This is a genomic window from Promicromonospora sp. NPDC059942 (assembly GCF_042731755.1).
Classification (GTDB): Bacteria; Actinomycetota; Actinomycetes; order Actinomycetales; family Cellulomonadaceae; genus Promicromonospora.
The window spans coordinates 294558-319845 of record NZ_JBHWLR010000006.1; the positions used below are offsets into that span (position 1 = coordinate 294558).

At 74.1% G+C, this 25288-nt stretch carries 23 protein-coding genes; 9 read left to right on the forward strand and 14 right to left on the reverse strand.

Annotated elements, in window-relative coordinates; genetic code table 11:
• Positions 1–80: 80 nt before the first annotated feature.
• Positions 81–3620 (reverse strand): bifunctional proline dehydrogenase/L-glutamate gamma-semialdehyde dehydrogenase, encoded by a 3540-nt coding sequence (locus tag ACFV9Q_RS12525; protein ID WP_377234680.1) that lies wholly within the window; start codon positions 3618–3620, stop codon positions 81–83.
• Positions 3621–3729: 109 nt separating this feature from the next.
• On the opposite strand from ACFV9Q_RS12525, the gene ACFV9Q_RS12530 reads away from it, so the two are divergent.
• Positions 3730–4500, forward strand: a complete 771-nt coding sequence (locus tag ACFV9Q_RS12530; protein WP_377234681.1) for an AraC family transcriptional regulator — start codon at positions 3730–3732, stop codon at positions 4498–4500.
• 18 nt (positions 4501–4518) lie between these two features.
• Here ACFV9Q_RS12530 and ACFV9Q_RS12535 read toward each other — a convergent pair whose 3' ends face one another.
• Both ACFV9Q_RS12535 and ACFV9Q_RS12540 read right to left on the reverse strand, forming a co-directional pair.
• Positions 4519–5310, reverse strand: coding sequence for an ABC transporter permease (locus tag ACFV9Q_RS12535; protein WP_377231719.1), 792 nt, complete (start codon positions 5308–5310; stop codon positions 4519–4521).
• Positions 5307–6323 (reverse strand): ATP-binding cassette domain-containing protein, encoded by a 1017-nt coding sequence (locus ACFV9Q_RS12540; RefSeq protein WP_377234682.1) that lies wholly within the window; start codon positions 6321–6323, stop codon positions 5307–5309. The genes ACFV9Q_RS12535 and ACFV9Q_RS12540 overlap by 4 nt, the downstream gene beginning before the upstream one ends.
• A 90-nt stretch (positions 6324–6413) precedes the next feature.
• On the opposite strand from ACFV9Q_RS12540, the gene ACFV9Q_RS12545 reads away from it, so the two are divergent.
• From ACFV9Q_RS12545 to ACFV9Q_RS12555, 3 genes are all read left to right on the forward strand, one after another.
• Positions 6414–7178, forward strand: coding sequence for a TetR/AcrR family transcriptional regulator (locus tag ACFV9Q_RS12545; protein ID WP_377234683.1), 765 nt, complete (start codon positions 6414–6416; stop codon positions 7176–7178).
• A gap of 276 nt (positions 7179–7454) precedes the next feature.
• On the forward strand, positions 7455–8762 hold the full coding sequence (locus tag ACFV9Q_RS12550; protein WP_377234684.1) for a Glu/Leu/Phe/Val dehydrogenase: 1308 nt from the start codon (positions 7455–7457) through the stop codon (positions 8760–8762).
• Between the two features lie 84 nt (positions 8763–8846).
• A complete protein-coding gene (locus ACFV9Q_RS12555; RefSeq protein WP_377234685.1) occupies positions 8847–9884 on the forward strand; it encodes a putative protein N(5)-glutamine methyltransferase in 1038 nt (345 codons plus the stop codon).
• Between the two features lie 236 nt (positions 9885–10120).
• Here ACFV9Q_RS12555 and hemQ read toward each other — a convergent pair whose 3' ends face one another.
• From hemQ to ACFV9Q_RS12570, 3 genes are all read right to left on the reverse strand, one after another.
• Entirely contained in the window at positions 10121–10870 is a 750-nt protein-coding gene (gene hemQ, locus ACFV9Q_RS12560; RefSeq protein WP_377232339.1) for a hydrogen peroxide-dependent heme synthase, read from the reverse strand.
• A 43-nt stretch (positions 10871–10913) separates the two neighbouring features.
• Complete coding sequence (locus ACFV9Q_RS12565) at positions 10914–12068, reverse strand: ferrochelatase (RefSeq protein WP_377234686.1); 1155 nt, start codon at positions 12066–12068, stop codon at positions 10914–10916.
• 136 nt (positions 12069–12204) lie between these two features.
• Positions 12205–13083, reverse strand: coding sequence for a LysR family transcriptional regulator (locus tag ACFV9Q_RS12570; protein ID WP_377234687.1), 879 nt, complete (start codon positions 13081–13083; stop codon positions 12205–12207).
• A gap of 72 nt (positions 13084–13155) precedes the next feature.
• Between ACFV9Q_RS12570 and ACFV9Q_RS12575 the strand changes: the two genes are divergently transcribed.
• Positions 13156–14466 carry an MFS transporter gene (locus ACFV9Q_RS12575; protein ID WP_377234688.1) on the forward strand — a complete coding sequence of 437 codons (1311 nt, stop codon included), beginning with the start codon at positions 13156–13158 and terminating at the stop codon, positions 14464–14466.
• A 416-nt stretch (positions 14467–14882) separates the two neighbouring features.
• On the opposite strand, the gene ACFV9Q_RS12580 is transcribed toward ACFV9Q_RS12575, so the two are convergent.
• Both ACFV9Q_RS12580 and ald read right to left on the reverse strand, forming a co-directional pair.
• Positions 14883–16034 (reverse strand): glycerate kinase, encoded by a 1152-nt coding sequence (locus ACFV9Q_RS12580; RefSeq protein WP_377234689.1) that lies wholly within the window; start codon positions 16032–16034, stop codon positions 14883–14885.
• 26 nt (positions 16035–16060) lie between these two features.
• On the reverse strand, positions 16061–17179 hold the full coding sequence (ald, locus tag ACFV9Q_RS12585; protein WP_377234690.1) for an alanine dehydrogenase: 1119 nt from the start codon (positions 17177–17179) through the stop codon (positions 16061–16063).
• 86 nt (positions 17180–17265) lie between these two features.
• Here ald and ACFV9Q_RS12590 point away from each other — a divergent pair, with 86 nt between their 5' ends.
• The gene (locus ACFV9Q_RS12590; protein WP_377230235.1) at positions 17266–18165 is read left to right on the forward strand and encodes a LysR substrate-binding domain-containing protein; all 900 of its coding nucleotides are present in this window, start codon (positions 17266–17268) and stop codon (positions 18163–18165) included.
• 37 nt (positions 18166–18202) lie between these two features.
• Here ACFV9Q_RS12590 and ACFV9Q_RS12595 read toward each other — a convergent pair whose 3' ends face one another.
• Both ACFV9Q_RS12595 and ACFV9Q_RS12600 read right to left on the reverse strand, forming a co-directional pair.
• The gene (locus ACFV9Q_RS12595) at positions 18203–18670 is read right to left on the reverse strand and encodes a MarR family winged helix-turn-helix transcriptional regulator (protein ID WP_377234691.1); all 468 of its coding nucleotides are present in this window, start codon (positions 18668–18670) and stop codon (positions 18203–18205) included.
• 137 nt (positions 18671–18807) lie between these two features.
• A complete protein-coding gene (locus tag ACFV9Q_RS12600; protein WP_377230233.1) occupies positions 18808–19569 on the reverse strand; it encodes an isoprenyl transferase in 762 nt (253 codons plus the stop codon).
• Positions 19570–19866: 297 nt separating this feature from the next.
• On the opposite strand from ACFV9Q_RS12600, the gene ACFV9Q_RS12605 reads away from it, so the two are divergent.
• Positions 19867–20625, forward strand: a complete 759-nt coding sequence (locus ACFV9Q_RS12605; protein WP_377234692.1) for a hemolysin III family protein — start codon at positions 19867–19869, stop codon at positions 20623–20625.
• Here the strand turns inward: ACFV9Q_RS12605 and ACFV9Q_RS12610 are convergent.
• From ACFV9Q_RS12610 to mca, 4 genes are all read right to left on the reverse strand, one after another.
• Entirely contained in the window at positions 20601–21731 is a 1131-nt protein-coding gene (locus tag ACFV9Q_RS12610; protein WP_377234693.1) for a nucleoside hydrolase, read from the reverse strand. The two genes, ACFV9Q_RS12605 and ACFV9Q_RS12610, sit on opposite strands and share 25 nt — an antisense overlap.
• Before the next feature lie 85 nt (positions 21732–21816).
• On the reverse strand, positions 21817–22635 hold the full coding sequence (locus tag ACFV9Q_RS12615; RefSeq protein ID WP_377234694.1) for a carbon-nitrogen hydrolase family protein: 819 nt from the start codon (positions 22633–22635) through the stop codon (positions 21817–21819).
• Positions 22628–23026, reverse strand: coding sequence for a hypothetical protein (locus tag ACFV9Q_RS12620; RefSeq protein ID WP_377234695.1), 399 nt, complete (start codon positions 23024–23026; stop codon positions 22628–22630). The genes ACFV9Q_RS12615 and ACFV9Q_RS12620 overlap by 8 nt, the downstream gene beginning before the upstream one ends.
• Positions 23023–23910, reverse strand: coding sequence for a mycothiol conjugate amidase Mca (gene mca, locus ACFV9Q_RS12625; RefSeq protein WP_377230238.1), 888 nt, complete (start codon positions 23908–23910; stop codon positions 23023–23025). The genes ACFV9Q_RS12620 and mca overlap by 4 nt, the downstream gene beginning before the upstream one ends.
• 171 nt (positions 23911–24081) lie before the next feature.
• On the opposite strand from mca, the gene ACFV9Q_RS12630 reads away from it, so the two are divergent.
• The gene (locus ACFV9Q_RS12630; RefSeq protein ID WP_377234696.1) at positions 24082–24591 is read left to right on the forward strand and encodes a DUF4307 domain-containing protein; all 510 of its coding nucleotides are present in this window, start codon (positions 24082–24084) and stop codon (positions 24589–24591) included.
• 205 nt (positions 24592–24796) lie between these two features.
• A complete protein-coding gene (greA, locus tag ACFV9Q_RS12635; protein WP_108495916.1) occupies positions 24797–25279 on the forward strand; it encodes a transcription elongation factor GreA in 483 nt (160 codons plus the stop codon).
• Positions 25280–25288 lie beyond the last annotated feature (9 nt).

A 25288-nucleotide genomic window follows, 5' to 3' on the forward strand; every position in this document is an offset into this window, starting at 1 on the left:
CTTTTTTGGTGGGGTGTTGTTTTTTTTTTTTTTTCGGGGGCCCAGAAAAAAAAACACCCACCACCCAACGAGGTCGGGGGTCAGGCGGTGCGCTGGTGGCCGTAGCGGTGCATCGTGCGGCTGACCGCCTGCTCGCGGAGCATCGTGAGGAGCTCGCGGCGGCCGCTCGCCAGGACGGGGCCGTCCAGCACCGTCACCGAGCCGAGGCGGCTCGCCGCGGCGTCGCGCAGCCCGGGGGCCTCGCCCACCACGCGGATCCGGCCGGTCACCACGCCGTCGGCGACAGACTCGGCGAACGCCTCGTCCGAGGTCTCCTGCCCGACGACGGTCGCGTCGACGCCCGCCCGCGCGGCCGCGGCCAGCACGCGCTGCACCTCGGCGTCGGGCGCGCCCGCGCCGACGCGCACCGTGATGCCCGGGACGGGCCGGTAGCGGAACACGTTGGACTCGACGCCGAGCCCGGACGGGTCGTGCGCCTGCGAGAACTCGGTGAGCCAGACGCGGGCGTCGTCGGCCCGGGCCCAGGCGAGCCAGCCCGCCGGGTCCTCGGTGCGCGACGGCACGTCGGGCGCGTCGGCCCAGCGGCCGAGCTGCGCCACGTAGTTCGGGCCGCCCGCCTTGGCGCCGGAGCCCACCACGGAGGCCTTCCAGCCGCCGAACGACTGGCGCTGCACGATCGCGCCGGTGATGTGCCGGTTCACGTACGCGTTGCCGACCTCGACGCGGTCGAGCCAGTGCTCCACCTCGGTGTCGTCCAGCGAGTGGATGCCGCCCGTGAGGCCGAACGACACCGCGTTCTGCAGCGCGAGCGCCTCGTCCAGCGTGCGGGCTGTCATGATGCCCAGCACCGGGCCGAAGGCCTCGGTGAGATGGAAGAACGAGCCCGGCCGGACGCCGTCGCGCACGCCCGGGGTCCACAGGCGGCCCTTGCCGAGCCCCGCCTCCTGCGCCACCGCATCCAGCCGGCGCGGCCGCACGAGCCAGCTCTCGCCCTGCTCCAGCGTGGTCAGCGCGCGCAGCAGCTTGCCCTGCGCGGGCTCGGTGAGCGGTCCCATCACGGTGGCCAGGTCGGTCGCGGGGCCGACGGCGAGCGACGACACCGCGTCGACGAGCTGGCGGCGGAACCGCTCCCCGGTCACGGTGCGCGGGTCGCCCACCGAGCCGACGAGGATCACGAGCGACGCGGCGGAGCACTTCTGCCCCGCGTGCCCGAACGCCGAGCGCACCACGTCGGCGACGGCCAGGTCGAGGTCCGCCGACGGCGTCACGACGATCGCGTTCTTGCCGGACGTCTCCGCGAGCACCGGGAGCTCGGGGCGCCAGGACGCGAACATCTCCGCGGTCTCGATCGCGCCCGTGAGGATCACGCGGGACACGCCGTCGTGCGTCACGAGGCGGCGGCCGAGGTCGCCGTCCGGCACGCGGACGAACTGCGCGACGTCGCGCGCGATGGCCGGGTCCAGGCCGATCTCCGGCGCCACCTCGTCGAGCGCCGCGTGCACGGCCTCGACGGCGATCTCCAGGCAGCGCGGCGTGGGCGGCGCGGGCTTGGCGATCACGGAGGAGCCGGACGCGAGGCCTGCGAGCACGCCGCCGATCGGGATCGCGACGGGGAAGTTCCACGGCGGCGTGACCAGCGTGACGCCGTCCGGCGTGTACCGGGCGCCCGGCCAGGCCTCCGACGTCGGGTCGAGGGCCTCGGCCGCCTGCGCGTAGTAGGCGGCGAAGTCCACGGCCTCGCTGACCTCGGGGTCCGCCTCGGCGACGGTCTTGCCGGCCTCGTGCACCATGGCGGCGACCAGGTCGGTGCGCGCCGCCTCCAGGTGCTGGGCCGCGGAGCGCAGCACGCGGCCGCGGTCCGCCGGGGCCACCTTGGCCCAGGCCGCGCCCGCGCGGCGGGCGAGCGCCACGACGTCGTCCACCTGGGCGGACGTCGCCAGCGGCTCGGCGAGCGCCGGGACGTACCCGGAGCGCGTGCTGGTGACCTGCTGGGCCCAGGTGCGGTGCTCGGCGACCGCGGGGTCGGTGTCGGCGGCGTTGTGGAACGGCCCGGTCACCTGCTCCGGCGCGGGGCGCGGACGGCGGCGCGGGGCGACGTCGTCGGCCCCGTAGTGCACGCCCAGCTCGACGGAGGCGCGGAACGCGGCCTCCTGCCGGTCCATCGCGGAGCCCGCCGCGGCGGCGGCCACCTCGGGCGCGAACGCCGCGTGCAGGAAGTTCTGCTCCGTGGCGTTCTCCTCCAGGCGGCGCACCAGGTAGGAGATCGCGACGTCGAAGTCCTCGTCGCGCACGACCGGCGTGTACAGCACCACGCGGCCGCTGTCCTTGGCGACCTCGTCGCGCACGGCGGCGGCCTCGGTGGGCGCCATGCCCTGGAGCATCTCGATGTCGAGCGCCTCGGAGACGCCGCGCGCCCGGCCGAGCAGGATCGCGAGCGCCACGTGGAACAGGTTGTGCGACGCCGCGCCGATGCGGACGGCGTGCGCCCGCTCGGGGCGCAGGGCGTGGTCGAGCATGCGCACGTAGTTGGCGTCGACGTCGGGCTTGGTCGGGTACGGCGCCTGCGCCCAGTCGTGCAGGGCGGCCTCGACGTGCTCCATCGCGAGGTTGGCGCCCTTGACGATGCGCACCTTGATGCGCGCGCCGCCGTCCGCGACGCGCTTCGCGGCGAACTCGGTGAGGCCGTCCAGGGCGCCGAGGGCGTCGGGCAGGTAGGCCTGGAGCACGATGCCGGCCTCGAGGTCGCGGAACTCGTCGCGGCCCAGGATGTCGGTGAACACCGCGGTGGTCAGGGCCAGGTCGCGGTACTCCTCCATGTCGAGGTTCAGGAAGACGCCGTGGTCGCGCGCGGCGCGGTAGAGCGGCAGGAGCTGCTCGACGACGCGGTCGCGGGAGCCGTCGAGGTCCCACGTGACGAGCTGCGCGGCGACGCTGGAGACCTTGATCGACACGTAGTCGACGTCCGGGCGCTCGACCAGCGCGACGGTGCGGGCCAGGCGGCCGGCGGCCTCGTCCTTGCCGAGCACGGCCTCGCCCAGGAGGTTGACGTTGAGGGTGTAGCCCTCGGCCCGGGTGCGCGCGAGGTGGGCCGTGAGGCCGTTGCCGGCGTCGGCCACGAGGTGGCCCACGAGCTGGCGCAGCCGGGCGCGGGCGGCGGGGACCACGATGCCGGGGAGCACGGGGGCGGTCAGCGCGCCGGCCCGGAACAGCGCACGGTCGCTCGCGCTGAGGAACGTGGCGCTGCCGGCCTTCTTGCCGAGCCGGGCCAGGGCCTTGGCGGCGACGTGGACGTCCTGCGGGCGGGCGACGTCGTCGACGAACCCGACGGCAAGCTCGAGGCCCGCGGGGTCGGAGACGAGCGCGCCGAGGGCGGCGGAGGCGCGGGCGACGGCCTTGTCGGTCTTCGAGCCGGTCGTGGTCGCGCCGGTGGTGCCGGCGGCTCCCGTGGCGGTGCCGATCCAGGTCCGGGCGAGGGCTACGGCGTCCTCGACGAGGGTGTCGGCGGCGGGCTTCGCGGGGGGCTCGGTCGGAGCCTGCGGCGTCGCGCTGTCCGGTGCGCCTGCGCCCCCGGTCGGGACGTCGGCGGTGTCGGCGCTCCCGCGCCGGGCAGAGGTCTTCATGACACCAGGGTGCACCCGGTGCCGCTCGTGTGTATTGGCAGGATCACTCGCGATCCGCACCGGTTTCGGCCAAGGGGTGACGGCGTGCGCCGCGTACGATCGGGACCCGATGAGCAACCCGCCGAACGGCGCCGCTCGGCCCGAGGCGCGGGCCCTGCTGGCCGCACTGCACCCCGCCATGGTCGCCCTCATGGACGAGCTGTCCGGCGTCATGTTCTGCGCCAAGGACGCCGACGGCCGGTACGTGCTGGTGAACCAGGTCTTCGTGGGGCGCACGCGGGAACGGTCGCGGCGCGACGTGATCGGCAAGCGCGCCGTCGACCTGTTCGTCCCCGAGCTGGCCGAGCGCTACGAGAGCCAGGACGAGCTGGTCCGCACCACGGACAAGCCGCTGCGCGGGGAGCTGGAGCTGATCCGGCACGTCGGCGGGGCGCCCGGCTGGTTCCTCACGTCCAAGCTGCCGCTGCACGACGAGTCGGGCGCCTACGTGGGCCTGGTCTCCGTGTCGCAGGACCTGCGCTCGGGCGACGCCGACGACGCGACGATCCAGGCCATGGCCCGCCTGCGCGGGCAGGTCGAGGACCTGCTGGAGCACGGCGAGGTGCCGTCCGTCGCGGACCTCGCCGTGCTCGCCGGGTGTGCCCCCGCCTCCCTGGACCGCCGGGTGCGCCGGGTCTTCGGCCTCTCCCCGCGCCAGCTCGTGCTCCGGCTGCGCGTGGACCGCGCGGCCCACCTGCTCACGTCGACCACGGTGCCGCTCGCCGACGTCGCGACCGCGGCCGGCTTCTACGACCAGCCCTCGTTCACGCGCACGTTCGCGCGGCTGACCGGGGAGACGCCGTCGTCGTTCCGGCGACGGTCCCGCCGTTCAGGAGCCTGAGCCGGAGGCCACCCGGCCTCACCGCGAAAGCCGCCGGTAGGCGCGCGCCGTCAGCGGCAGGAACACCAGGGTGAGCACGGCCGGCCACAGCGCCGCGAGGAGCAGGGCGTGGTCGGCCAGCACTCCCCCGGTGATGCCGGTCGGGTTGCCGAACAGCTCGCGGCAGGCGGCCGCCGTCGCGGAGATCGGGTTCCACTGCGCCAGGACGGCCAGCCACCCGGGCATGGACTCGGGCGCGACCAGCACGTTGGACAGGAACCCGAGCGGCCACACCAGCACCTGGACCGCCGTCACGCCGCCCTCGCCGCGAAACGTGAGCCCGAGGAACACCCCGAGCACCAGCATCGCGAACCGCAGCCAGAGCAGCAGCACGACGCCGAGCACGGTGGCGGCGATGCTGCCGGAGGCGCTCCAGCCGATGAGCAGCCCGCCCACCATGAGCACCGCGAGCTCGGCCGCGGAGTTCACCAGGTCGGCGCCGGCCCGGCCGAGCGGGACGGCGGCGCCGCTGATCGGCAGCGAGCGGAACCGGTCGGTGACGCCCTTCTTCGAGTCGTTGGCGATGGCGCTCATCGTGGCCTCGATGCCGAACATCATCGAGAGCGCGAAGATCCCCGGCATCAGGTACGCGAGGTAGTCCCCGCCGCCGGGCAGGGCGATCGCGCCGCCCAGCAGGTAGCCGAAGACGAGCACGAGCATCACCGAGAACGCGATCCCGAAGACGGGCGTCCACGGTTCGCGCTGCCAGTGCTTGAGGTCGCGCAGGGTGATCACCCAGCTCTGGCGCAGGGTGGCGGCGACGGCGGTCATCGCAGGGCTCCTTCGGTCGGGGCGGGATCTGTGGGTGCGGGGTCCTCGGTCCGGGCGGGGCCGGTGGGCGCGGCGCCCGTGGGCGCGGCGTCGCGGGCCGTGAGGTGCAGGAACACCTCGTCGAGGGTCGGGCGGCGCAGCAGGATGTCGTCGACCTCCAGGCCTGCGGCGTCCAGCGCGCGGACGACGGCGGTCAGCGCCGCCGCCCCGCCGTCCGGCCCGGCCTCGACGGTGACCTGCCGCAGCTCGGCGTCGGCGGTGCCGCCGAGCGCCGCGGCGAGCCGGTCCAGGTCGGCGTGCGCGGGGGCCGTCACGAGCACCCGGTCGCCGCCGAGGCGCCGCTTGAGCTGCTGGGGCGAGCCCTCGGCGACGACCTTGCCGGCGTCCATCACGGTGATCCGGTCGGCGAGCTGGTCCGCCTCGTCGAGGTACTGGGTGGTGAGCAGCACGGTGGTCCCGGCGTCCACGACCTGCCGCACCGTCAGCCAGACCTCGTTGCGGGCCCGGGGGTCCAACCCGGTGGTTGGCTCGTCGAGGAACAGCAGCGCCGGACGGCGGATGAGCCCGGCGGCGATGTCGAGCCGGCGGCGCATGCCGCCGGAGTAGGTGGACACCTTGCGGTCGGCGGCGTCCAGCAGGCCGAAGGTGCCGAGCAGCTCGTCGGCCCGCTCGCGCGCGGCCGCCTTGGACAGGCCGTGGAGGCGGCCGAACATCACGAGGTTCTCGCGCCCGAACAGGATCTCGTCGAGCGCCGCGTGCTGGCCCACCAGCCCGACGGACGAGCGGACCGCGGCGGGCTCCTTGCGCACGTCCCGGCCGGCGACACGCACCTCGCCCTCGTCGCAGCGGGTGAGGGTGGCGAAGGTGTTGACGGCGGTGCTCTTGCCGGCGCCGTTGGGGCCGAGCAGCGCGTGGACGGCGCCGGCCTCGATCTCGAGGTCGAACCCGTCCAGGGCGTGGGTGTCGCCGTACCGCTTGCGCAGTCCACGGGCGACCAGGGGTGGGAGGGACATGGCGTCTCCTTTTCCGTACAGCGTACGACTAACGGCTCGCCCAGCGTAGCATTCATTCCGTACGGCGTACGAAAAAGTTACGGTGGGTCCATGTCGGACCACCCGGACCCCGTCCTCCGCCTCCTGTGGCGCTACGACGACGGCGCGCCGTCCGCGCCCCGGCGCGGACGCAAGCAGCGGCTGAGCGTGGACGACGTCGTGGACGCCGGGATCCGGATCGCCGACCGCGACGGCCTGCCCGGCCTGTCGATGCGCCTGCTCGCCACGGAGCTCGGCCTCGGCGCGATGAGCCTGTACACCTACGTGCCCGGCCGGGACGAGCTCGTGGTGCTGATGGTGGACCGGGCGCTGGGCCGCCGGGAGCTGCCCGCGATGCCGGACGACCTGCGCGAGCGGATGGCGCTGGTCGCCCGCTTCCACTACGAGGAGTGCCGGCAGCATCCCTGGCTGCTCGAGGTCTCCGGGCTGCGCGCCTGGGTCGGGCCCGGCGCGTCCGACCTCTACGAGTGGCAGCTCTCCGCGATCGAGGGCGCCGGGCTCGACGACATCGAGATGGACCAGACCGTCGCGCTGCTCATCGGCTTCGCCGGGAACGTCGCGCGCGCCCAGGAGGCCATCCGCGCCGAGGAGCGCGCGTCGGGGATGACCCAGGCCGACTGGTGGGCGGCGAACGCCGACGAGCTCGGCGTGGTGATGGCCGGACGCGAGTACCCGCTGGCCGGACGCGTCGGCTCCGCCGCGGGCGAGGCGTACCAGGCGGCCACGGACCCCGCCCGGGAGCTGGAGTTCGGCCTGGCCCGCATCCTCGACGGCCTCGTCGCCCACATCGAGCACAAGCGCGCCGCCACGGGCTGAGGGCACCGGTGGAGCGGCCGGCCACGCGACCGGCGTACCCTGTGACGCGTTCAAAGGCCGCCCTCACCGGCGTCCTTCTCCCCGGCGCTTGGCGGCTGAAGGAACGCTGATTCCCAAGCAATGGCACGATCACCGGAAAATCACCGGCCGACACCCCACGGCTGGGCACATTCGCCCATCGAAGCGATACGGTGAGACCGAGGCGCAAACCCCGCGCCGCGAAACCCGCGCCCCCGCCCCGAGGCGGTCGGCGCCGTTCTCCCCCGGAGGACCCACGTGACGACGACAACGACGTCCACCACCACCCCACCGCCCAACTTCGCCCCGTCCGACACGCCCGCGGAGGGTTCCGCGCTCGCGACCGCGCACGCGCAGCTCGCCACCGCGGCCGAGATCCTCGGCTACGACGAGGGCCTGCACCGCATGCTGGCGACGCCGCGCCGTGAGATCCACGTCGCCGTGCCGCTGCGGCGGGACACGGGCGAGACCGTGCTGTTCCACGGCTTCCGCGTGCAGCACAACGTGAGCCTCGGCCCGGGCAAGGGCGGCCTGCGCTACCACCCCTCCGTCGACGTCGACGAGGTGCGGGCGCTGGCCATGTGGATGACCTGGAAGTGTGCGGTGGTCAACCTGCCGTACGGCGGCGCCAAGGGCGGCGTCGCCATCGACCCCCGCGGCTACTCGCAGGCCGAGCTGGAGCGGGTGACCCGGCGGTACACGTCGGAGATCATGCCGATGATCGGCCCCGACACCGACATCATGGCCCCCGACATGGGCACCGACGCCCAGACGATGGCCTGGGTGATGGACACCTACTCGGTCAACCGCGGGTACACCATCCCCGCGGTCGTGACCGGCAAGCCGCTGGCCGTCGGCGGTTCGCTCGGCCGCGGCACCGCGACGTCGGCCGGCATCGTGCACGTCACGGGTGCCGCGCTCGCCGAGGCGGGCGTCGACCTGAGCGACGTGTCCGTGGCCGTCCAGGGCTTCGGCAAGGTGGGCTCGCACGCCGCGGAGATCTTCGCGGCACGCGGCTCGCGCGTCGTCGCCGTCAGCGACCAGTACGGCGGCATCCGGAACGACGCCGGCCTCGACGTGCCCCTGCTCATGGAGCACGTGCGGCGCACCGGCTCGGTCGTCGGGTTCGACGCCGCCGACCCGGTCACCAACACCGAGCTGCTCGCGCTCCCCGTCGACGTGCTGGTCCCGGCCGCGATCGAGGGCGTGCTCGACGAGACCACCGCGGGCTCCGTCAAGGCGCGCTGGGTGGTCGAGGGTGCCAACGGCCCGACGACGGCGGCGGGCGACGCGATCCTCGCGAAGAACGGCATCACCGTGGTCCCCGACGTCCTCGCGAACGCGGGCGGCGTGGTCGTCTCGTACTTCGAGTGGGTCCAGGCCAACCAGACCTACTGGTGGACCGAGCAGGAGATCGCGGACAAGCTCGAGTACCGCATGACCACGGCGTACGCCGAGGTGTCGGCGCTGGCCCGGCGCGAGGCGCTGTCCCTGCGCGACGCCGCCCTGGTCATCGGCGTCAAGCGCGTCGCGGAGGCGCACCAGATCCGGGGCCTGTACCCCTGATCGGACCGCTGTTCCACGAGCGTGTCAGACCCCCAGGTCACCCCGGTGACCTGGGGGTCTGACACGTACGCCTACGCTTGCGGCGTGGAACAACTTGTCGCGCGCCTGCGCGCCGCCGGCTGCGTGTTCGCCGAGGACGAGGCCCGGATCCTGCTGGAGGCCGCGACGTCGGACGGCACGACCGATCCCGTCCGGCTGGAGTCGCTCGTCGCGGCGCGGGTCGACGGGCTCCCGCTGGAGCACCTGGTGGGCTGGGCCGAGCTCGACGGCCGCCGCTGGCTCGTGGCGCCCGGGGTCTTCGTCCCACGGCAACGGTCCGAGCTGCTGATCCGGGAGGCGGCGGCGCGCGCGCTGTCCGACGCCGCCGGCGGCGTCACGACCGGTGCTGCAGCTGGTGCCGCACCCGGTGAGGCGGGCGGTGCCGTGTCCGGTGCGGCCGTGCCCGGTTGTGCTGCCGTCGACACCTTCGCGCCCGGTGCTGCCGCCGCCCCCGTCCTTGTCGTCGACCTGTGCTGCGGGTGCGGCGCGCTCGGCGGGGCGGTCGCGGCGCGGCTGCTGGCGGCGGGGCACGACGTCGAGCTGCACGCCGCCGACGTCGACCCCGTGGCCGTGGCCTGCGCGCACAAGAACCTGGACGCGCTGGCCGCCGAGGCCTTCGCCGCCCGCGCCGCGGGGACGGGCCTGCCCGCGCGCGCCGCTGGGACGGGCGTGTCACCGGACGACGTCGTCGCACCCGCGCGACCCGGGCGGCTCACCGCGTACACCTCCGCCGGCGACCTGGCGGATCCGCTCCCGCGCGAGGTGTGGGGCCGCGTCGACGTCCTCGTCGCGAACGCGCCCTACGTGCCCACGGAGGCGATCGGCATGATGCCGCCCGAGGCGCGCGAGCACGAGCCGCACACCGCGCTCGACGGCGGGGACGACGGCCTGGTGATCCTGCGCCGCGTGATCGACCTCGCGCCGGCGCTGCTGCGCCCGGGCGGCCACCTGCTCGTCGAGACGGGCGAGGCCCAGGTGAGCGCCGCCGTCGGGCACCTGGAGGCGGCCGGGCTGATCCCCACGGTCCTGTCGGACGACGACCTGGGCGCCACGGCCCTGGCCGGAACCCGCCCGACCGCCTGAGCCCTCGGCCGCCTGAGCCCGGACCGCCCGAAGCCTGGCAGCCTGAGGCCGGGCCGCCCGAGCCCCGGCCGCCCGAAGCCCGACAGCCTGTGCCCCGGCCGCCGGGTGTCGGCCTGCTCGGCCGCCTCGCCCTCACACGGGCACGGACGGGATGCACTTTGAGGCCCGGGTTTCTTCGCTTTCGGGCTGTCGAAAGCGAAGAAACCCGGGCCTCAAAGGTGAGGTGGTGACCCCGGTCAGCTCAGGGGCTGGCGGTCCGCCCAGTCGGCCAGGAGCGTGCGCGGGCCCGTGAAGAACGGGACCTCCTCGCGCACGTGCCGGCGGGCCTCGGTCGCGCGCAGGTCGCGCATGAGGTCGACGATGCGGTGCAGCTCGTCTGCCTCGAACGCGAGGATCCACTCGTAATCGCCCAGCGCGAACGCCGAGACGGTGTTGGCCCGGACGTCCTTGTAGGGGGCCGCCGCCATGCCGTGGTCGCGCAGCATGGTGCGGCGCTCCTCATCGGGCAGCAGGTACCAGTCGTAGGACCGGACGAACGGGTACACGGAGAGGTAGTCGCGCGGCGCCTCGCCGGCGAGGAACGCGGGCACATGGCCGCGGTTGAACTCTGCCGGGCGGTGCAGGGCGGCGACCGACCACACCGGCTCCAGGGAGCGGCCCAGCTCGGACGCGCGCAGCCGCTGGTAGGCGCCCTGCACGGCCTCGATCGACGGGCCGTGCGTCCACAGCATGAGGTCGGCGTCGGAGCGCAGGCCGCCCACGTCGTACCAGCCGCGGACCACGAGGTCGCCGGAGGTGGCGGCCGGGTCGACGGCGCCGCCGACGGCGGCCTCGGCGTCGGCGACGACGGCCTTGCGCTCGTTCTCGTCCGCCGGGAGCGTCTCGGTCAGCGAGAAGACCGAGAACATCGTGTACCGGATGCCCTCGTTGATCGAGGTGGTGTCGATCTCGTGCCCGGTGTCCCCGTGCACGTGCGTGTCGTTCATGTCTGCCTCTCTGTCATGGGCGGTCACGGGCGCGGTGCGGACCTCAGGAGCTCAGGTCCGGCCCGCACAGCGCCGGGATGCCGCTCGGCTCGCCGTCCCGCCGCAGGCAGCAGCCCGGCGCGCAGACCGAGCGGAAGGCCGGGAGCGACCCCACGGTCGCCTCGGTGACGGGCTCGTCGCGAGCCAGCGCGGCCCGCTCCAGCAGCAGGTCCACCAGGCCGGTGACGAACGGCTCCCGCACGCCGACGGTACCGGCTCGCACGGCGGTGATGCCGAGGTCCTTCGCCGTGGCGAGCGCCTCGGTGTCGAGGTCGTAGGCGACCTCCATGTGGTCGGAGATGAAACCGATCGGCGACAGGACCACGTCGCGGACGCCGTCGGCGGCGAGCGACTCCAGGCGGTCGTTGACGTCGGGCTCCAGCCACGGCTGGCTGGGCGGACCGGAGCGCGAGCAGTAGGCCAGGTCCCACGGGACCTCGTGCCCGAGGCGCTCGGCCACCTGCGCCGCCACGACCGCGGCCAGGTCGAGGTGCTGCTGGGAGTACGTGGCGTGCGAGATGCGCGACGCCGCCTCCATGGTGTCCGGGATCGAGTGCGTGACGAAGACCAGCCGCGCGGCCTCCGGCGACCCGCCGTCCGCCCCGAGGGTGGCGAACGCCTCCACGACGGCGTCGGCGTTGGCCTGCGCGAAGCCCGGGTGGTTGAAGTACGAGCGGATCTTGTCGAACTGCACGCCCGTGGACCCGTCGGGGCCGAGCTGTCCGCGCTTGTCCAGCGTGATCGCGAGGTCCTCGCGGTACTGGCGGCAGCCGGAGTACGAGGAGAAGGCACTGGTGACGAGCGCGACGGCGCGCTTGGCCCCGAGCTCCTCCAGCTCGTCGACCGCGTCGTTCGTGTACGGCGCCCAGTTGCGGTTGCCCCACACGACCGGAAGGTCGAGGCCGCGCGCGGCGAGCTCTGCCTCCAGCGCCGCCTTCAGCGCGAGGTTCTGCTCGTTGATGGGGCTCTTGCCGCCGAACCCGTAGTAGTGCTCGCCCACCTCCTCGAGCCGCTCGTCCGGGATGCCCTTGCCCGCGGTGACGTTGCGCAGGAACGGCACCACGTCCTCGGGTTGGTTCGGGCCACCGAAGGAGTAGAGCAGGAGGGCGTCATACGGCGCGGCGTCGTGCGCCGCAGGCTGGGGGGAAATCGCGGGCATGCGCACATCCTTCCACCGTCCGGCGCGCGGGACCGACCGGAGAGGCGCGAACGGGACGTGACATCGAACCGACGCCCTGTCAGAACCGCCCGTCGTCAGACGTACGGGTCACCGGGATGGCCTGCACGTCTGACACTCAGGAGCGGGCGTGCGCGTTGCCCTCCCGCAGCCGCTCGCGCAGCCCCGGGAGGGCGCCCAGGAGGGCCGGCGGCACGGGGCTCCGCGTCACCATGGACAGCGTGACGCGCCCGCGGAACGGCGCCTCAACGGTGCGGTCGCCGGGCGCGGCATACCAACGGGCCACCATGTCGGGCACGACGGCGGCGCACCGCCGCTCCCGCGCCGTCCGGACCGCGGCCTCCGCCGTGGCGCCGGGCCGCGCGTGCGCGCCCAGCTCCGTGAGCCGCCGGTGCAGGACGTCGCCCGTCAGGTCGAGCGGGCAGTACACGACGGTCTGCCCCTCGTACGGACGCCGGCCCGAGCCCGGCACGGGGGCGCCGTCGGGCAGCAGCGTGACCAGGTCGTGTCGCCCCACCTCGGTGACCACCAGGCCGCGCGCGATCGGGACCTGCTTGGCGATCCCCGTGAACGCGGCGTCGAGGGTGCCCCGCTCGACCCACTCCAGCAGCCGCGGGCCGTGGTCCACCTCGGGCTGCACGACGACGTCGTCGAGCAGCACGTCGAGCGCCGCGAACAGCGTGCCCGCGATGCTCGGGAACGCGCCGACCGAGACGGTGCGGGACTGCGCCGCCGCAAGGGCGCGCTCGACGATGGTGCCCAGGTGGTCCAGCACGTGCGCGGCCTGGTCGCAGAACTCCCGCCCCGCCGCCGTCGGCCGGGCGCCGGTGGTGTCGCGGTCGAACAGGCTCGTCCCCACGCGGCGCTCCAGCGCGGCCAGCCGCTGGCTCGCCGACGGCTGGCTCACCAGCAGCTCACGGGCGGCGGCGCCGAGCGACCCGTGCCGCGCGACGGCGTCGACCAGCCGCAGGTCCTCGACCGTGGGATATGAGGCCATAGGGACAGCCTATGACCCGCCATGTCCGGCAGCCGTCTACCGGCCGTCCCGGGACGGCCGCAGGATGGCAGCGTGCGCCACCCACACCTCGTCACGCTGACCGCCACGACGTTCATCACCTGGACCGGCCAGCGCATCACCGCCGTCGCGCTGCCGCTGGTCGCGCTCGACCAGACCGGCGACGCCTGGACCACCGGCCTGGTCGGCGGGTTCGCCGGCCTGCCGCTGCTCACCTCCGGGTGGTGGGGGCGGCGCCTGCGCGCGCACCTGGTGTCGGGCCGCGCGCTCGCGCTGCTGCTCGCGGTCCAGGTGCTCGGGCTCGCGCTGGTGCCGGTCGCCGCGGCGACCGTGGGCGTCGGCGCGGTGGTGCTGTGCGCGACCGGCCTGGTCACGGGCGCGACGTCGGCCCTGCTCTCGCCCGCGCAACGGGCGCTCACCGCGGACCTGGCCGAGCTGCCCGGCAACGGACCCGGCGTAGGGGCGAAGGCGCTGGCCTGGCAGGACCTGGCGCACCGGGTCTCCATGATCTTCGCGCCCGCGCTCGGGGCGTGGTTGCTGGTCGCCTGGGGCGCCGAGCCGCTGCTGTGGTGGGAGGCGGCTGCCGTGGCGCTGGCCGCCGTCGCGATGCTCACCGTGCCTGCGGTCCGGGCGGGCGACGGTGCGGGCGCGGGCGTGGCGGGCGAGGGCGAGGGCGAGAGCGAGACGGGCGAGAGCGAGGCAGCCCGGGCAGGCAAGTCCGCCGTCGACGCCGAGCCCGCCCCTCCCCTGCGCACCGTGCTGCGCGGCAACCGGGAGCTGGCCGTGGGCCTGGCGCTGGCGGGCGTCGGCGGCGTCACGTGGTTCGCGTTCGCGCTGGGCCTGGCCCTGCTCGGCGTCGAGCTGGACCGGCCCGGCGAGCTCATCGCCGCGGGCATGGCGGGGTACGGCGTCGCGACCGTCGGCGTCTCGTTCGTCGTGCCGCTCGTGGTGCACCGGGTGCCGCGCATCCCGGCGATCGTCGCGTCGTGGGTGGTGTTCGGCGTCGCGTACGTGGCGCTGCCCGCCGCCGCGCCGAACCTGCTCGCCGTCGGCGTCGTGTCCGCGTTGGGCGGGCTGGCCATGCCGTTCGGGATCGCCGCGCTGAACGCGCTGATCGTGGAGCGCACCACGGGCGCCGCGCGCCGCACGGCATTCACCGCGGAGACCGTGCTGCACGCCGGCGGGGCCTCGCTGGGGCTGCTCGTCGGCGGGGCGCTGATCGGCGCGCTCGGCGCGGGGCCGGTGCTGGTCTTCACCGGCGTGCTGCAGGTCGTCGTTGCCCTGGGGGCAGCGGTGTGGCTACGCGTCCGGCGGTCCCCTGTCCGGGTGTCGTCACCGGCGCAGGCGAGCGACCCGGCGGCGTGAGCCTGGCACCGTGTCTGCAGTCTGCTTGGGCGGTCGACAGTCTGCTCGGGCGGTCGGCAGTCTGCTCGGGCGGTCGGCAGTCTGCTCGGGTGGTCGGCAGTCTGCTCGCCGGTCGGCACTCTGCTCGGGTGGTCGGCACTCTGCTCGGGTGGTCGGCACTCTGCTTGGGCGGTCGGCAGTCTGCTTGGGCGGTCGGCAGTCTGCTTGGGCGGTCGGCAGTCTGCGTCGAGGTCGGCACAGGCCTGTGCCGACCTCGATGCAAGGTGCCGACTTTGCGCGGCAAACTGCCGACCCCACGCCGCGAGGTGCAGCCAGCGCGGCAACCTGCCGACCTCAGGGCCGGCCGCCGCTCGCCTCTCGCCGCCGCCGTTAGCCGCCGGCCGCCGCTCGCCGCCGGGCCGCTCGCCGCCGGGCCGCTAGCCGCGGGCGGCGCCGACCAGGCTCGTGACGGCCGCGGCGAGGTCCCGCAGGCGGGGCGCGGTGCGGCCGATCAGGTCGTCCAGCCCCACCGGCCCGGGCGCGATCGAGAACGCTGCGGCGATCCCGGCGGCCCGGGCCTGCGCCTCCGGCAGCAGCACCTGGCCGGCCAGCACCACGACGGGCGGCCGGGTGGGCGACGCCGCGGCGAGGCGCGCGACGCCGTCGGCCACCTTGCCGTTGACCGACTGCGAGTCGAAGGACCCCTCCCCCGTGATCACGAGGGCCGCGTCCGCGAGCGCCGCGGGCAGGCCGACCGCCTCGGCGACCAGCTCCGCGCCGGGGGTGGTCTCGGCGCCGAGCACCGCGATCAGCCCGGCGGGCACGCCGCCGGCCGCGCCGGTGCCGGGCAGCCCGGCGACGGCGGTCCCGGTCTCCCGCTCCAGCACGTCGGCCCAGTGCGCGAGGGCGGTGTCGAGGAACTCCGCCTCGCCGTCCCGGGCGCCCTTCTGCGGGCCGAACACGCGGGCGGCGCCCTGCTCGCCGACCAGCGGGTTGGTGACGTCGACGGCGAGCCGCCAGCGCACCTCGCGCGCCCGCGGATGCAGCCCGGACAGGTCGAGGGCGGTGACGGAGGCCAGCCCCTCGCCGCCGTCGGGCACCTGGTCGCCCTCGGCGTCGAGGAGCCGGGCGCCGAGGCCGGTGAGGATGCCCGCGCCGCCGTCGGTGGAGGCGGAGCCGCCCAGGCAGACGAGCACCTCGGCCGCGCCCGCGTCGAGCGCCGCGCGCGCCAGGTCGCCGGTGCCGCGCGTGCTCGCGTGCAGCGGCTGCAGGGGCACGTCGGAGACGCCGGGCAGGCCGCTGGCCTCGGCGAGCTCGACCACGGCGGTGCGCCCGTCGGGCGAGAGCGCCCACCGGGCCGACGTCGGGCGCCCGATCGCGTCCACCGTCGCGGTGACCTCCGCGACGCCGCCCCAGACGGCGAGGAGCGCGTCGAGGGTGCCCTCGCCGCCGTCGGCCATGGGCAGGCGGGTCACGACGGCGCCAGGCGCGGCGTCCAGGACGCCGTCGGCGATCGCGGACGCGACCTCGGACGCGGACAGGCTGCCCTTGAACGAGTCCGGGCAGACGACGATGTGCAGCGGCTCCACGCGCCGATCGTAGGCCGTCGCGGCCGTCACGCCGCCAGGATCTCGGCCACCGGGACCGCCTCGGCGCCGAACGCCTCGGCCACCCCGGCGTTGGTGATGTGCCCGGCGTGGGTGCTCAGCCCGCGGGCCAGGGCGTCGTCGGCCCGCAGCGCGTCGCGCCAGCCCTTGTCCGCGAGGGCCACGACATACGGCAGCGTCGCGTTGGTGAGCGCGCGGGTCGACGTCGCGGGCACCGCTCCGGGCATGTTCGCGACGCAGTAGTAGAGGGTGTCGTGCACGGCGAACGTCGGGGCGTCGTGCGTGGTGGGGTGCGAGTGCTCGAAGCAGCCGCCCTGGTCGATGGCGATGTCGACGAGCACGGCGCCCGGCTTCATCACCTTGACCATGGCGTCGGTGACGATCTTGGGCGCGGCGGCGCCGGGGATGAGGACCGACCCGATGACCAGGTCCGCGGCGGCGACCTGGTCGGCCACCTCGTACGTCGTCGACACCCGCGTGCCCACGGCCCCGCCGAACCGCGCCTCGATGCGGCGCAGCGCGGGCAGCGACACGTCCAGCACGGTGACGTCCGCGCCCATGCCGAGCGCGTTCGCGGCCGCGTGCTCGCCGGCGACGCCGCCGCCGATCACCACGACCTTGGCCCGGGGCGTGCCGGGCACGCCGCCCATGAGCACCCCCGTGCCGCCGTGCGGCCGCATCAGGTGATAGGCGCCCACCTGCGCGGACAGGCGTCCGGCGACCTCGCTCATGGGGCTCAGCAGCGGCAGCGAGCGGTCGGCGAGCTGCACCGTCTCGTAGGCGATGGCGGTGGTGCCGGCGGCGAGCAGCGCGTCGGTGCAGGGGGCGGACGCCGCGAGGTGGAGGTAGGTGAACAGGGTCTGGTCGGGGCGCATGAGCGCGTACTCGGGCTCGATCGGCTCCTTGACCTTGACGAGCAGGTCGGCCTCGGCCCAGACCTCCTCGGCGGCGGCGACCGTGCGGGCGCCGGCGAGCCGGTAGGCGTCGTCGTCGAAGCCCGAGCCCTGCCCGGCGCCGGCCTGCACCAGCACGTCGTGCCCACGGCGGACCAGCTCGTGAGCACCGGCGGGCGTGAGCGCGACCCGGCTCTCGTTGTTCTTGATCTCCGTAGGAACGCCGATGTTCATAGGGTGACGGTAAGCACCTCGCGGTGTGCGGGTCCAGACCACGTTCCTGAATAGAATGTTCGGCGAACCTGCACAAGGATGTGCCCATGCTCAACCCGTGGCGCCTCCGCCTCCTGCACCAGCTGCACCTGCTCGGGACGGTGCGCGCCGTCGCCGACGCCACGCACCTGAGCCCCTCCAGCGTCTCCCAGCAGCTCTCCACCCTGGAGACCGAGGCCAGGACTCAGCTCTTCGAACGCGTCGGACGGCGCATCCGGCTCACGCCCGCGGGCGTCATGCTCGCGGGCCACGCCGCGCAGATCCTCGACCGCATCGCGGCCGCCGAGGCCGACATCGCGGACCTGCACTCGGAGCCCACCGGGGTGGTGCGGCTCTCGGCGTTCACCAGCGCGTTCCACGGCATCGTCGTGCCCGCCGTCGCGGCCCTCACCGAGGAGTACCCCCGCATCTCGGTCCAGCTCACCGAGGCGGAACCCCAGGTCAGCCGGGGTGCGCTACAGCGCGGGGAGGTGGACGTCGCGATCTGCGCGGACTTCCCGGACGCGCCCGTGCCGCCCGACGCCGACCTCGCGCGCCTGCCGCTGACGGGCGACCGCGTGGTGCTCGTGACCGCCCGCGACACCGTGACGGGCGAGCGCTCGGGACGCGTGGACCTGACCACCCTGGCGGGCGAGCCGTGGGCCTTCGAGCACCCCGGGGCGCACCTGGCCGACCTCGCCGAACGCCTGTGCCGGCGCGCGGGCTTCACGCCGCGGGCCGTGGCCCGGTTCGAGAGCCACGGCACCCTGCTGAGCCACGTCGAGGCGGGCCTGTCGATCACCCTGCTGCCGCTGCTCGCGGTGCACGACCGCTACGCCGTGCGCACGCTCGACCTCGTCGACCCGCCCCGGCGCGACATCCACCTGGTGGCACGCCGCACGACGCTGGACCGCGCCGCGGTGCGCATCGTCGTGGAGGCGCTCCGCGGCCAGGCGCGAAACGCCTGATCAGCGGGCCTGACCTGGGGTCCGGTCACCGGACCCGTCAGAAGTCGTCGATGTCCGCCTGCGCCCCGCGCAGCGCGTCGGCGAGCTGGCGCAGGTGGTCCAGGTCCTCCGCGTCGAGGGCGGGGCCCACGTAGTGGGCGATGGAGCGCACGTGCCGGCGTCCGAGCTCCTTCTGGGTCTCCGAACCCTCAGGCGTGAGGCTGACCAGCACGCCCCGGCCGTCGTCGGGCGAGGGGTGGCGGCGCACCAGACCGCGCTTCTCGAGCCGCTCCACCATGCGCGACAGCGAGGACTGCGCCATCAGGATGTTCTCGTTGAGCTCCCGCAGGCGGAGCGTCTCGCCGGGCGCGAGCGCGAGCGTGAACAGCACGTCGTACTCACGCATGCTCAGATCGCCCCAGATGTCGTCCGCCAGGAGCCGGCGCATCACCGTCACCTGGGCGCGAAACAACGACTCCCACGCCTCGGCGGCCTCCCGCGCCGAGGGCACCCGTCGCTCGGTCATCAGCGTGCCCACCTTGTCATCTTCGGCACGCTACCTGACTGAACTTTCAGTCACCTACCTGGGCGCGTGGTGGCGAATTTCACCATGCGAATTTCCAGGCGAAACGTGGTAGCGGGCCGTGTCCGGGACGGCTCCGGTCACCGCCCGAGGCGGCGTTCCCGGAGGGAGAAGTCGCGCAGCGCGCGCAAGAAGTCGACACGGCGGAACGCGGGCCAGTAGGCCTCGCAGAAGTAGAACTCCGTGTGCTGGCTCTGCCACATGAGGAACCCGCCGATGCGCTGCTCCCCGGAGGTGCGGATGACCAGCTCCGGGTCGGGCTGCCCCTTGGTGTACAGATGCTCGGCGATGTGCTCGACGTCGATCGACTCGGCGAGGTCCGCGAGCGTGGCCCCGTCCTTCGCGCGCTCGGTGAGGTAGGAGCGGACGGCGTCGGCGATCTCGGTACGGCCGCCGTACCCGATGGCGACGTTGACCTGGAGGCCCTTGACCCCGGCGGTGCGGTCGGCGGCGGCGCGCAGGGCGGCGGCCAGCCGCGCGGGGAGCAGGTCGAGGCGCCCGATGACGCGCAGGCGCCAGCGGCCGGACTCGGAGAGGTCGGAGACGGCGTCCTCGATGATGTCCAGCAGGTTGCTCAGCTCGTCCGCCGACCGGCTCAGGTTGTCGGTGGAGAGCATCCACAGCGTGACGACCTCGATGCCCAGCGACTCGGCCCAGCCGAGGAACTCGGTGATCTTGTCGGCGCCGCGACGGTGTCCCGTCGCCGCCGTCTCACCGAACGAGCGTGCCCAGCGGCGGTTGCCGTCGAGCATCACGCCGATGTGCCGGGGCAGCGTGGCGCCGTGCAGGGCGGACGCCAGGCGTCGCTCGTAGAGGCGGTACAGCGGGCTGGGCAGGCGCACGGATACCTCAGGGGATCGGGCCGTCGGACCCGCGGTGCGCGGTCCGGACGGCAGCTCTGACGCTGGGCTTCGTACCCGGCAGGACGTGGACAAAGGTACCCCTCGCACACGCATGTTCCTGCCGCCCCGGGCCCTTCGAGGGCACTGGACGGGCGACTCCCGCCAACCCGGCGCAGGATCTTCACAAGGCCCCTGTCCGGCCTGCGACCACCTAACCTACGCTAGAGTAAGTTACGCGACCGTAGGTAGTGTCCCGGCACCCGGAGGGGCACCGGTCGCCGACGGTGAGGAGTCCATGTGGTAGCGCAAGCAGACGGGCCCGACCGTTCGGCCGGTCGCCTGGACGAGGTCACGAGCAAGGTCTCGGAGACGCTGCAGGAGATCTCCACCTCGGTGTCCTCGACCGTCGAGAAGGTCGAGAAGAAGGTCAAGCCCCGCTTGCGCGGCTGGATCCACGCCGGCACCTTCCCGCTGGCCCTCGCGGCGAGCGTCGTGCTCATCGCCCTGGCCCCGACGACGGCGGGCAAGATCTCCGCGTCGGTCTTCGGCCTGAGCGCCTGCCTGCTGTTCGGCGTCTCCGCCGTGTACCACCGCGGCAACTGGTCCCCCCGGACCGAGGCGGTGCTGCGCCGGCTCGACCACACGAACATCTTCCTGATCATCGCCGGGACCTACACCCCGCTCGCGGTGCTGCTCCTGCCCCCGGGCCAGGGCACCGTGCTGCTGGCCATCGTGTGGAGCGGCGCGCTGGTCGGGCTGCTGGCCCGCGTCTTCTGGCTGAACGCGCCCCGCTGGGTCTACGTGCCGGTCTACCTGGCGCTCGGCTGGGTCGCCGTCGCCTACATGGGCCAGTTCTGGGCCACCGGCGGGCCGGCGGTCGTGTGGCTCATCGCCGCGGGCGGCGTGGCCTACACCGCCGGGGCGATCGTCTACGGCACCAAGAAGCCGGACCCGAGCCCCGCCTGGTTCGGGTTCCACGAGATCTTCCACGTGTTCACCGTGCTCGGGTTCGCCTGCCACGTGGTCGCGATCTACCTGGCCAACCTCGCCATCTGATCGTCGGCCGCGGTGCCGTTCAGGCCCTCGCGGAACAGCTCCTCGAAGAGCTCGCCGTCCGCCGTCGTGCCCACGTGCTGGAGCGTCCCGCCCGGGACGCTCACCGTGCGGCCCGACGACGGCCCGTCGCGCACGACGTCGACCGGCCGCACCCGGTAGTCGACACCCTCCCCGGTCACGAGCGACACGGCAGCCAGGGCGTCCCACCAGAACATGACCCCCTGCCCGATCAGCTCCGGCATGCCCGGCTGCGTCACGATGGCGTGCACCGTGCGCGCCTCGTACGTCTCGGCCCCGGCGCCCAGTGCGTCCACGAAGGCGGGCGTGATCGGCACGTGGTTCGTCGCGTCCAGCCCGACGATGCTCACCCGGGCGCGGGGCACGGTGGCGAACACGTGGTCGGCCGCGGGCGGGTCGATCCACATGTTGACCTCCTGGGTGTTGTCGAACCCGGCGGTGGTCGAGCCGAACAGGTTGCCGCCCACGTCGAAGGCCCCGCCCATGACGACGACGCGGCCCAGGCGGTCGCGCAGCGTGCGCGGGCCCATCCGGTCCAGCGCCGCCGACACGTTGCTGAGCGGGCCCGTGGCCAGCACCGTCACCGGCGCCCGCGAGGCGCGGACGGTGGCCGCGATGAGATCTGCGGCCGACGTCGGCCCCGGCACGTCCGGGACGTCCGCGTCGCCGAGGGCGCCCGACAGGACCTGCTCGAACAGCTCGCGCGCCTCCGGCGGCGGCTCGTTGACCCACTCCGGCGACCCGTCCGCGACCGGCACGTCGGGCAGGCCGCAGTCGGCCAGGATGGTGCGCGCGTGGGTGAGCGAGCGCCCCGGCGTGCCCACGCCGTTGTTCACGACCGTGACGGCGCGCAGGTCGATCAGCCCGCGCTTGTCGGCCTGGCAGAGGTACAGCAGGGTCGCGGCGTCGTCGAAGTCCAGGTCAGAGTCGTAGACGACGGGCACGGGCCGGGCGGGCCCGCCGGCGTCGGCCGCACCGGGCCGTGCGACGGCGGCGGCCGGCGTCACCGCGCCACCGGCCACGCCGAGGGCGAGCGCCGCCGACGCGAGTGCGCGAACGCTCGACGAGAACCTCCGGGCGACCACCATGACCCTCTCCCTCCGACGACGGATGGAGCCATGGTGCTCGTGCGGCCGGCGCCTGCCCACGACATTCGGCGCTGTCCGAAGGCGCTCAGGCGCCGGTGGGGACGACCGTGTACCGGCGGTTCGCCAGCGACGGGTTGGCCCTGCGCACCTCGGCGAGCGGCGCGGGGTCCAGGTCGACCGTCCGGTAGGCCTGCTCCTCGCCCATCTCCAGCCCGACGACGCCGTCCGGACCCGCGAGCAGCGTGCGGCCCGTGACGCCCTTGCCCGTCATGCCGACGCCGATGACCACCGCGGTGTTCTCGATGGCCCGGGCCGTCAGCAGCGTGCGCCAGTGGTCCGCCTTGAGCGGGCCGGCGACCCAGGCCGCCGGGTACACCAGGACGTCCGCCCCGGCGTCGACCACGCGGCGCGCGGACTCGGGGAACCGCAGGTCGTAGCAGGTCAGCACGCCGAAGGTGAGTCCGCCCAGGCGCAGCGTGACCGGGTCGGCGTCCGCGGGGCCCGGTTCGAGCAGCTCCGACTCCTGGTAGCCGAACGCGTCGTACAGGTGCACCTTGCGGTAGACCCCGGCGAGCTCGCCCGCGCCGTCGACCACCACCAGGGCGTTCGCCGCGCGGACGCCGTCGGAGCCCGGCAGGGTGACGCCGGCGATCACGGCGATCCCGTGCTTGCGCGCCCGGTCCCGCAGGAGCGTGACGAACGGGCCGTCGAGCGGCTCGGCGTGCTCCGGCCCGACCCCGCGGGGGTCGTAGGCCGACGCGTACTCCGGGAGCACGAGCAGGTCGGACCCGACCCGGTCGGCGACCTGGAACGCGTCGGCCACCGTCTGGCGGTTGGCCGCGTGGTCGTCCGAGACCGCGACCTGGCCGACGGTCACGCGGACGGCGCCGGCCGGGTCAGCCAACGGAGCCGCCGCCGCCCTTGGTCCTGCCGCTCCCGGCGCCGTCGGCGCCGGGAGCGCCGTCGCCGTCCGGCGTCGAGGCGCCGCCGGTCCCGGCGTCCGGGCCGTCGCCCTCGCCCGCCGCGCCGCCCTCGCCCGGACGGCTGAAGCTGATGACCTCCGGCTCGGGCACCGGCAGCCCCTGCTGGCGGGCGTTGTGCCCGGCCCGGCGCAGGTGCTTGCTCATGTTGAGGAAGAGCAGCACGCACGCGAGGGCCAGCGCGAACGTCACGAGGAAGCCGACCAGGCCGGGCGAGACCTGCCACGACTCCAGCCCGGGGCGGAGCTGGCCCTCGGTGGGGTTGGGCGACGGTTCGGTGGCGAGCGCGAGCGCGCCGGCGAACAGGGGGCTCATGCGTGCACCTCCGACCGGACACCCTCGAACAGGTCTTCCTCGTACTCGCCCGGAGCGCGCTCCGGCAGCGGGACGCGCGACTCGGCGAGCTCGTACTCGTCCCAGGGCCAGACGTCGACCTCGAGGTCGCGCGGCACCGCGAAGAAGAACCCGGTGGGGTCGATCTGCGAGGCGTGCGCCGTCAGCGCGGCGTCGCGGTTCGGGAAGTAGTCGGCGACCGGCACCAGCGTGGTCACGGTGCGCTCGGGGATCTCGCGCGCGTCGCGCGACTCGACCCACTCGCCGAACGGCGACTCCAGCCCGGCGCCCTCGATGGCCTCGTGCACCGCGCGGATGCGCTTCATCGAGAACCCGTGGTTGTAGTACAGCTTGAGCGGCTCCCACGGCTCGCCCGTCCCGGGGTAGCGGTCCGGGTCGCCGGCCGCGGCGAAGGCCTCGAACGACACCTCGTGGCACTTGATGTGGTCCGGGTGGGGGTAGCCGCCGGACGGGTCGTAGGTGGTGATGACGTGCGGCCGGAACTCGCGCACGGCCCGCACCAGCGGCTCCGCGGCCTCTTCCAGCGGGACCAGCCCGAAGCAGCCCTCGGGCAGCGGCGGCAGCGGGTCGCCCTCCGGCAGGCCGGAGTCGACGAAGCCCAGCCACTGCTGACGCACGCCCAGCGCCTCGGCGGCCCGGGCCATCTCCAGGCGACGCACGGCCCGACGGCCCTCGATCGACTCGAACTCGTGCCCCTCGGGCACCTCGAACGACGGGTTCAGGATGTCGCCCCGTTCGCCCCCGGTGCACGTCACGACGAGGACCTCCACCCCCTCTGCGGCATAGCGGGCCGTCGTCGCGGCCCCCTTGCTCGACTCGTCGTCAGGGTGCGCGTGCACCGCCATCAGACGGAGCGGCTCGCGCTCGGGTACGGACACTGGGTCCTCCTGTGGGGCAGGGACTGGGTCTGGGTCTGAGAGTCGGAGCGTCTGAGAGACAATCACTCTCATGGACCATGATGGTCCACGGACAATCTTGCTACGAACCACCGACACCCCCGATCCGAGCGAGCTGTGATGAACGACCAAGACCCAGCCGTCCCCACCGGCGACCCGAACGAGCCGGCGCCGGACCTCGCCGCGCGCTACGGCCGCGGGAGGACCGGCACGCGGCAGGCCGCCGTGCGTGCCGGGCAGGACGACCCGTGGGACGAGGCCGACGGCGTCCGCCCGCGGCCCAAGCTGTCGGTCGGCGCGCGGATCGCCGTGGCCCTGGCGCTGGCCGCGGGTGTCGCGATCGCGGCGTGGTTCACGATCGTCGACACGCAGCGCGACCCGGTCAGCTTCGTCGACGTCGGCTTCTCCGTGGCGAGCCCGGAGAAGGTCGAGGTGACGTTCGACGTCAGCATGCCGCCGGGGACCGAGGCCGTGTGCACCGTGACCGCCCTCGCCCGGAACTTCGCGGAGGTCGGCGCGGTCGACGTCGAGGTGGGTCCGGAGGAGGCGCGCACCACCCGCCACGTGGTGACGATCGCCACGACGGAGCTCGCCACGACGGGCCTCGTCGACCACTGTGACCTGCGCTGAGAGTTCGCCCTCGGAAATAGATACACCGTCCGCTCAGAGCGGAACCGGGGAATGTCTTGGCATGTCTTTCCCGGCAATTGGTATTCTCGTCGTTTCACACGCTGTGTTGACCGGCTGACGCGCGTGCCCGATCCGCTTCGTCGGCCGGGATCTGCGCGCTGCCAAAACTGTGGCTCGAACGAGCAACGACGAAAGGAGAGCCCCCGTGGCCGACGCTTCTGTCACCTGGCTCACCCAGGAGGCGCACGACAAGCTCAAGGCTGAGCTGGAGCATCTCTCCGGCCCTTACCGGTCGGAGATCACCGAGCGCATCGCTGCTGCCCGAGACGAGGGCGACCTCAAGGAGAACGGCGGATATCACGCCGCACGCGAGGAGCAGGCGAAGAACGAGGCACGCATCCTCGAGCTCACCGAAAAGCTTCGTAACGTCCACGTCGGCACGCCGGCGGACGACGGCAAGGTCGAGCCGGGCATGGTCGTGACCGCTATCGTCGCCGGCGACGAGATGAACTTCCTCTTCGGGTCGCGCGAGATGGCCGGGTCCACGGACCTCGACGTCTACTCGCCGACGTCGCCCCTGGGCGCCGCCATCGACGGCAAGTCGATCGGCGCGAAGACGAGCTACCACGCACCCAACGGGAACGACATCCCCGTGGAGATCACGGGGGCCAAGCCCTTCCAGGGCTGATCCCGGCAG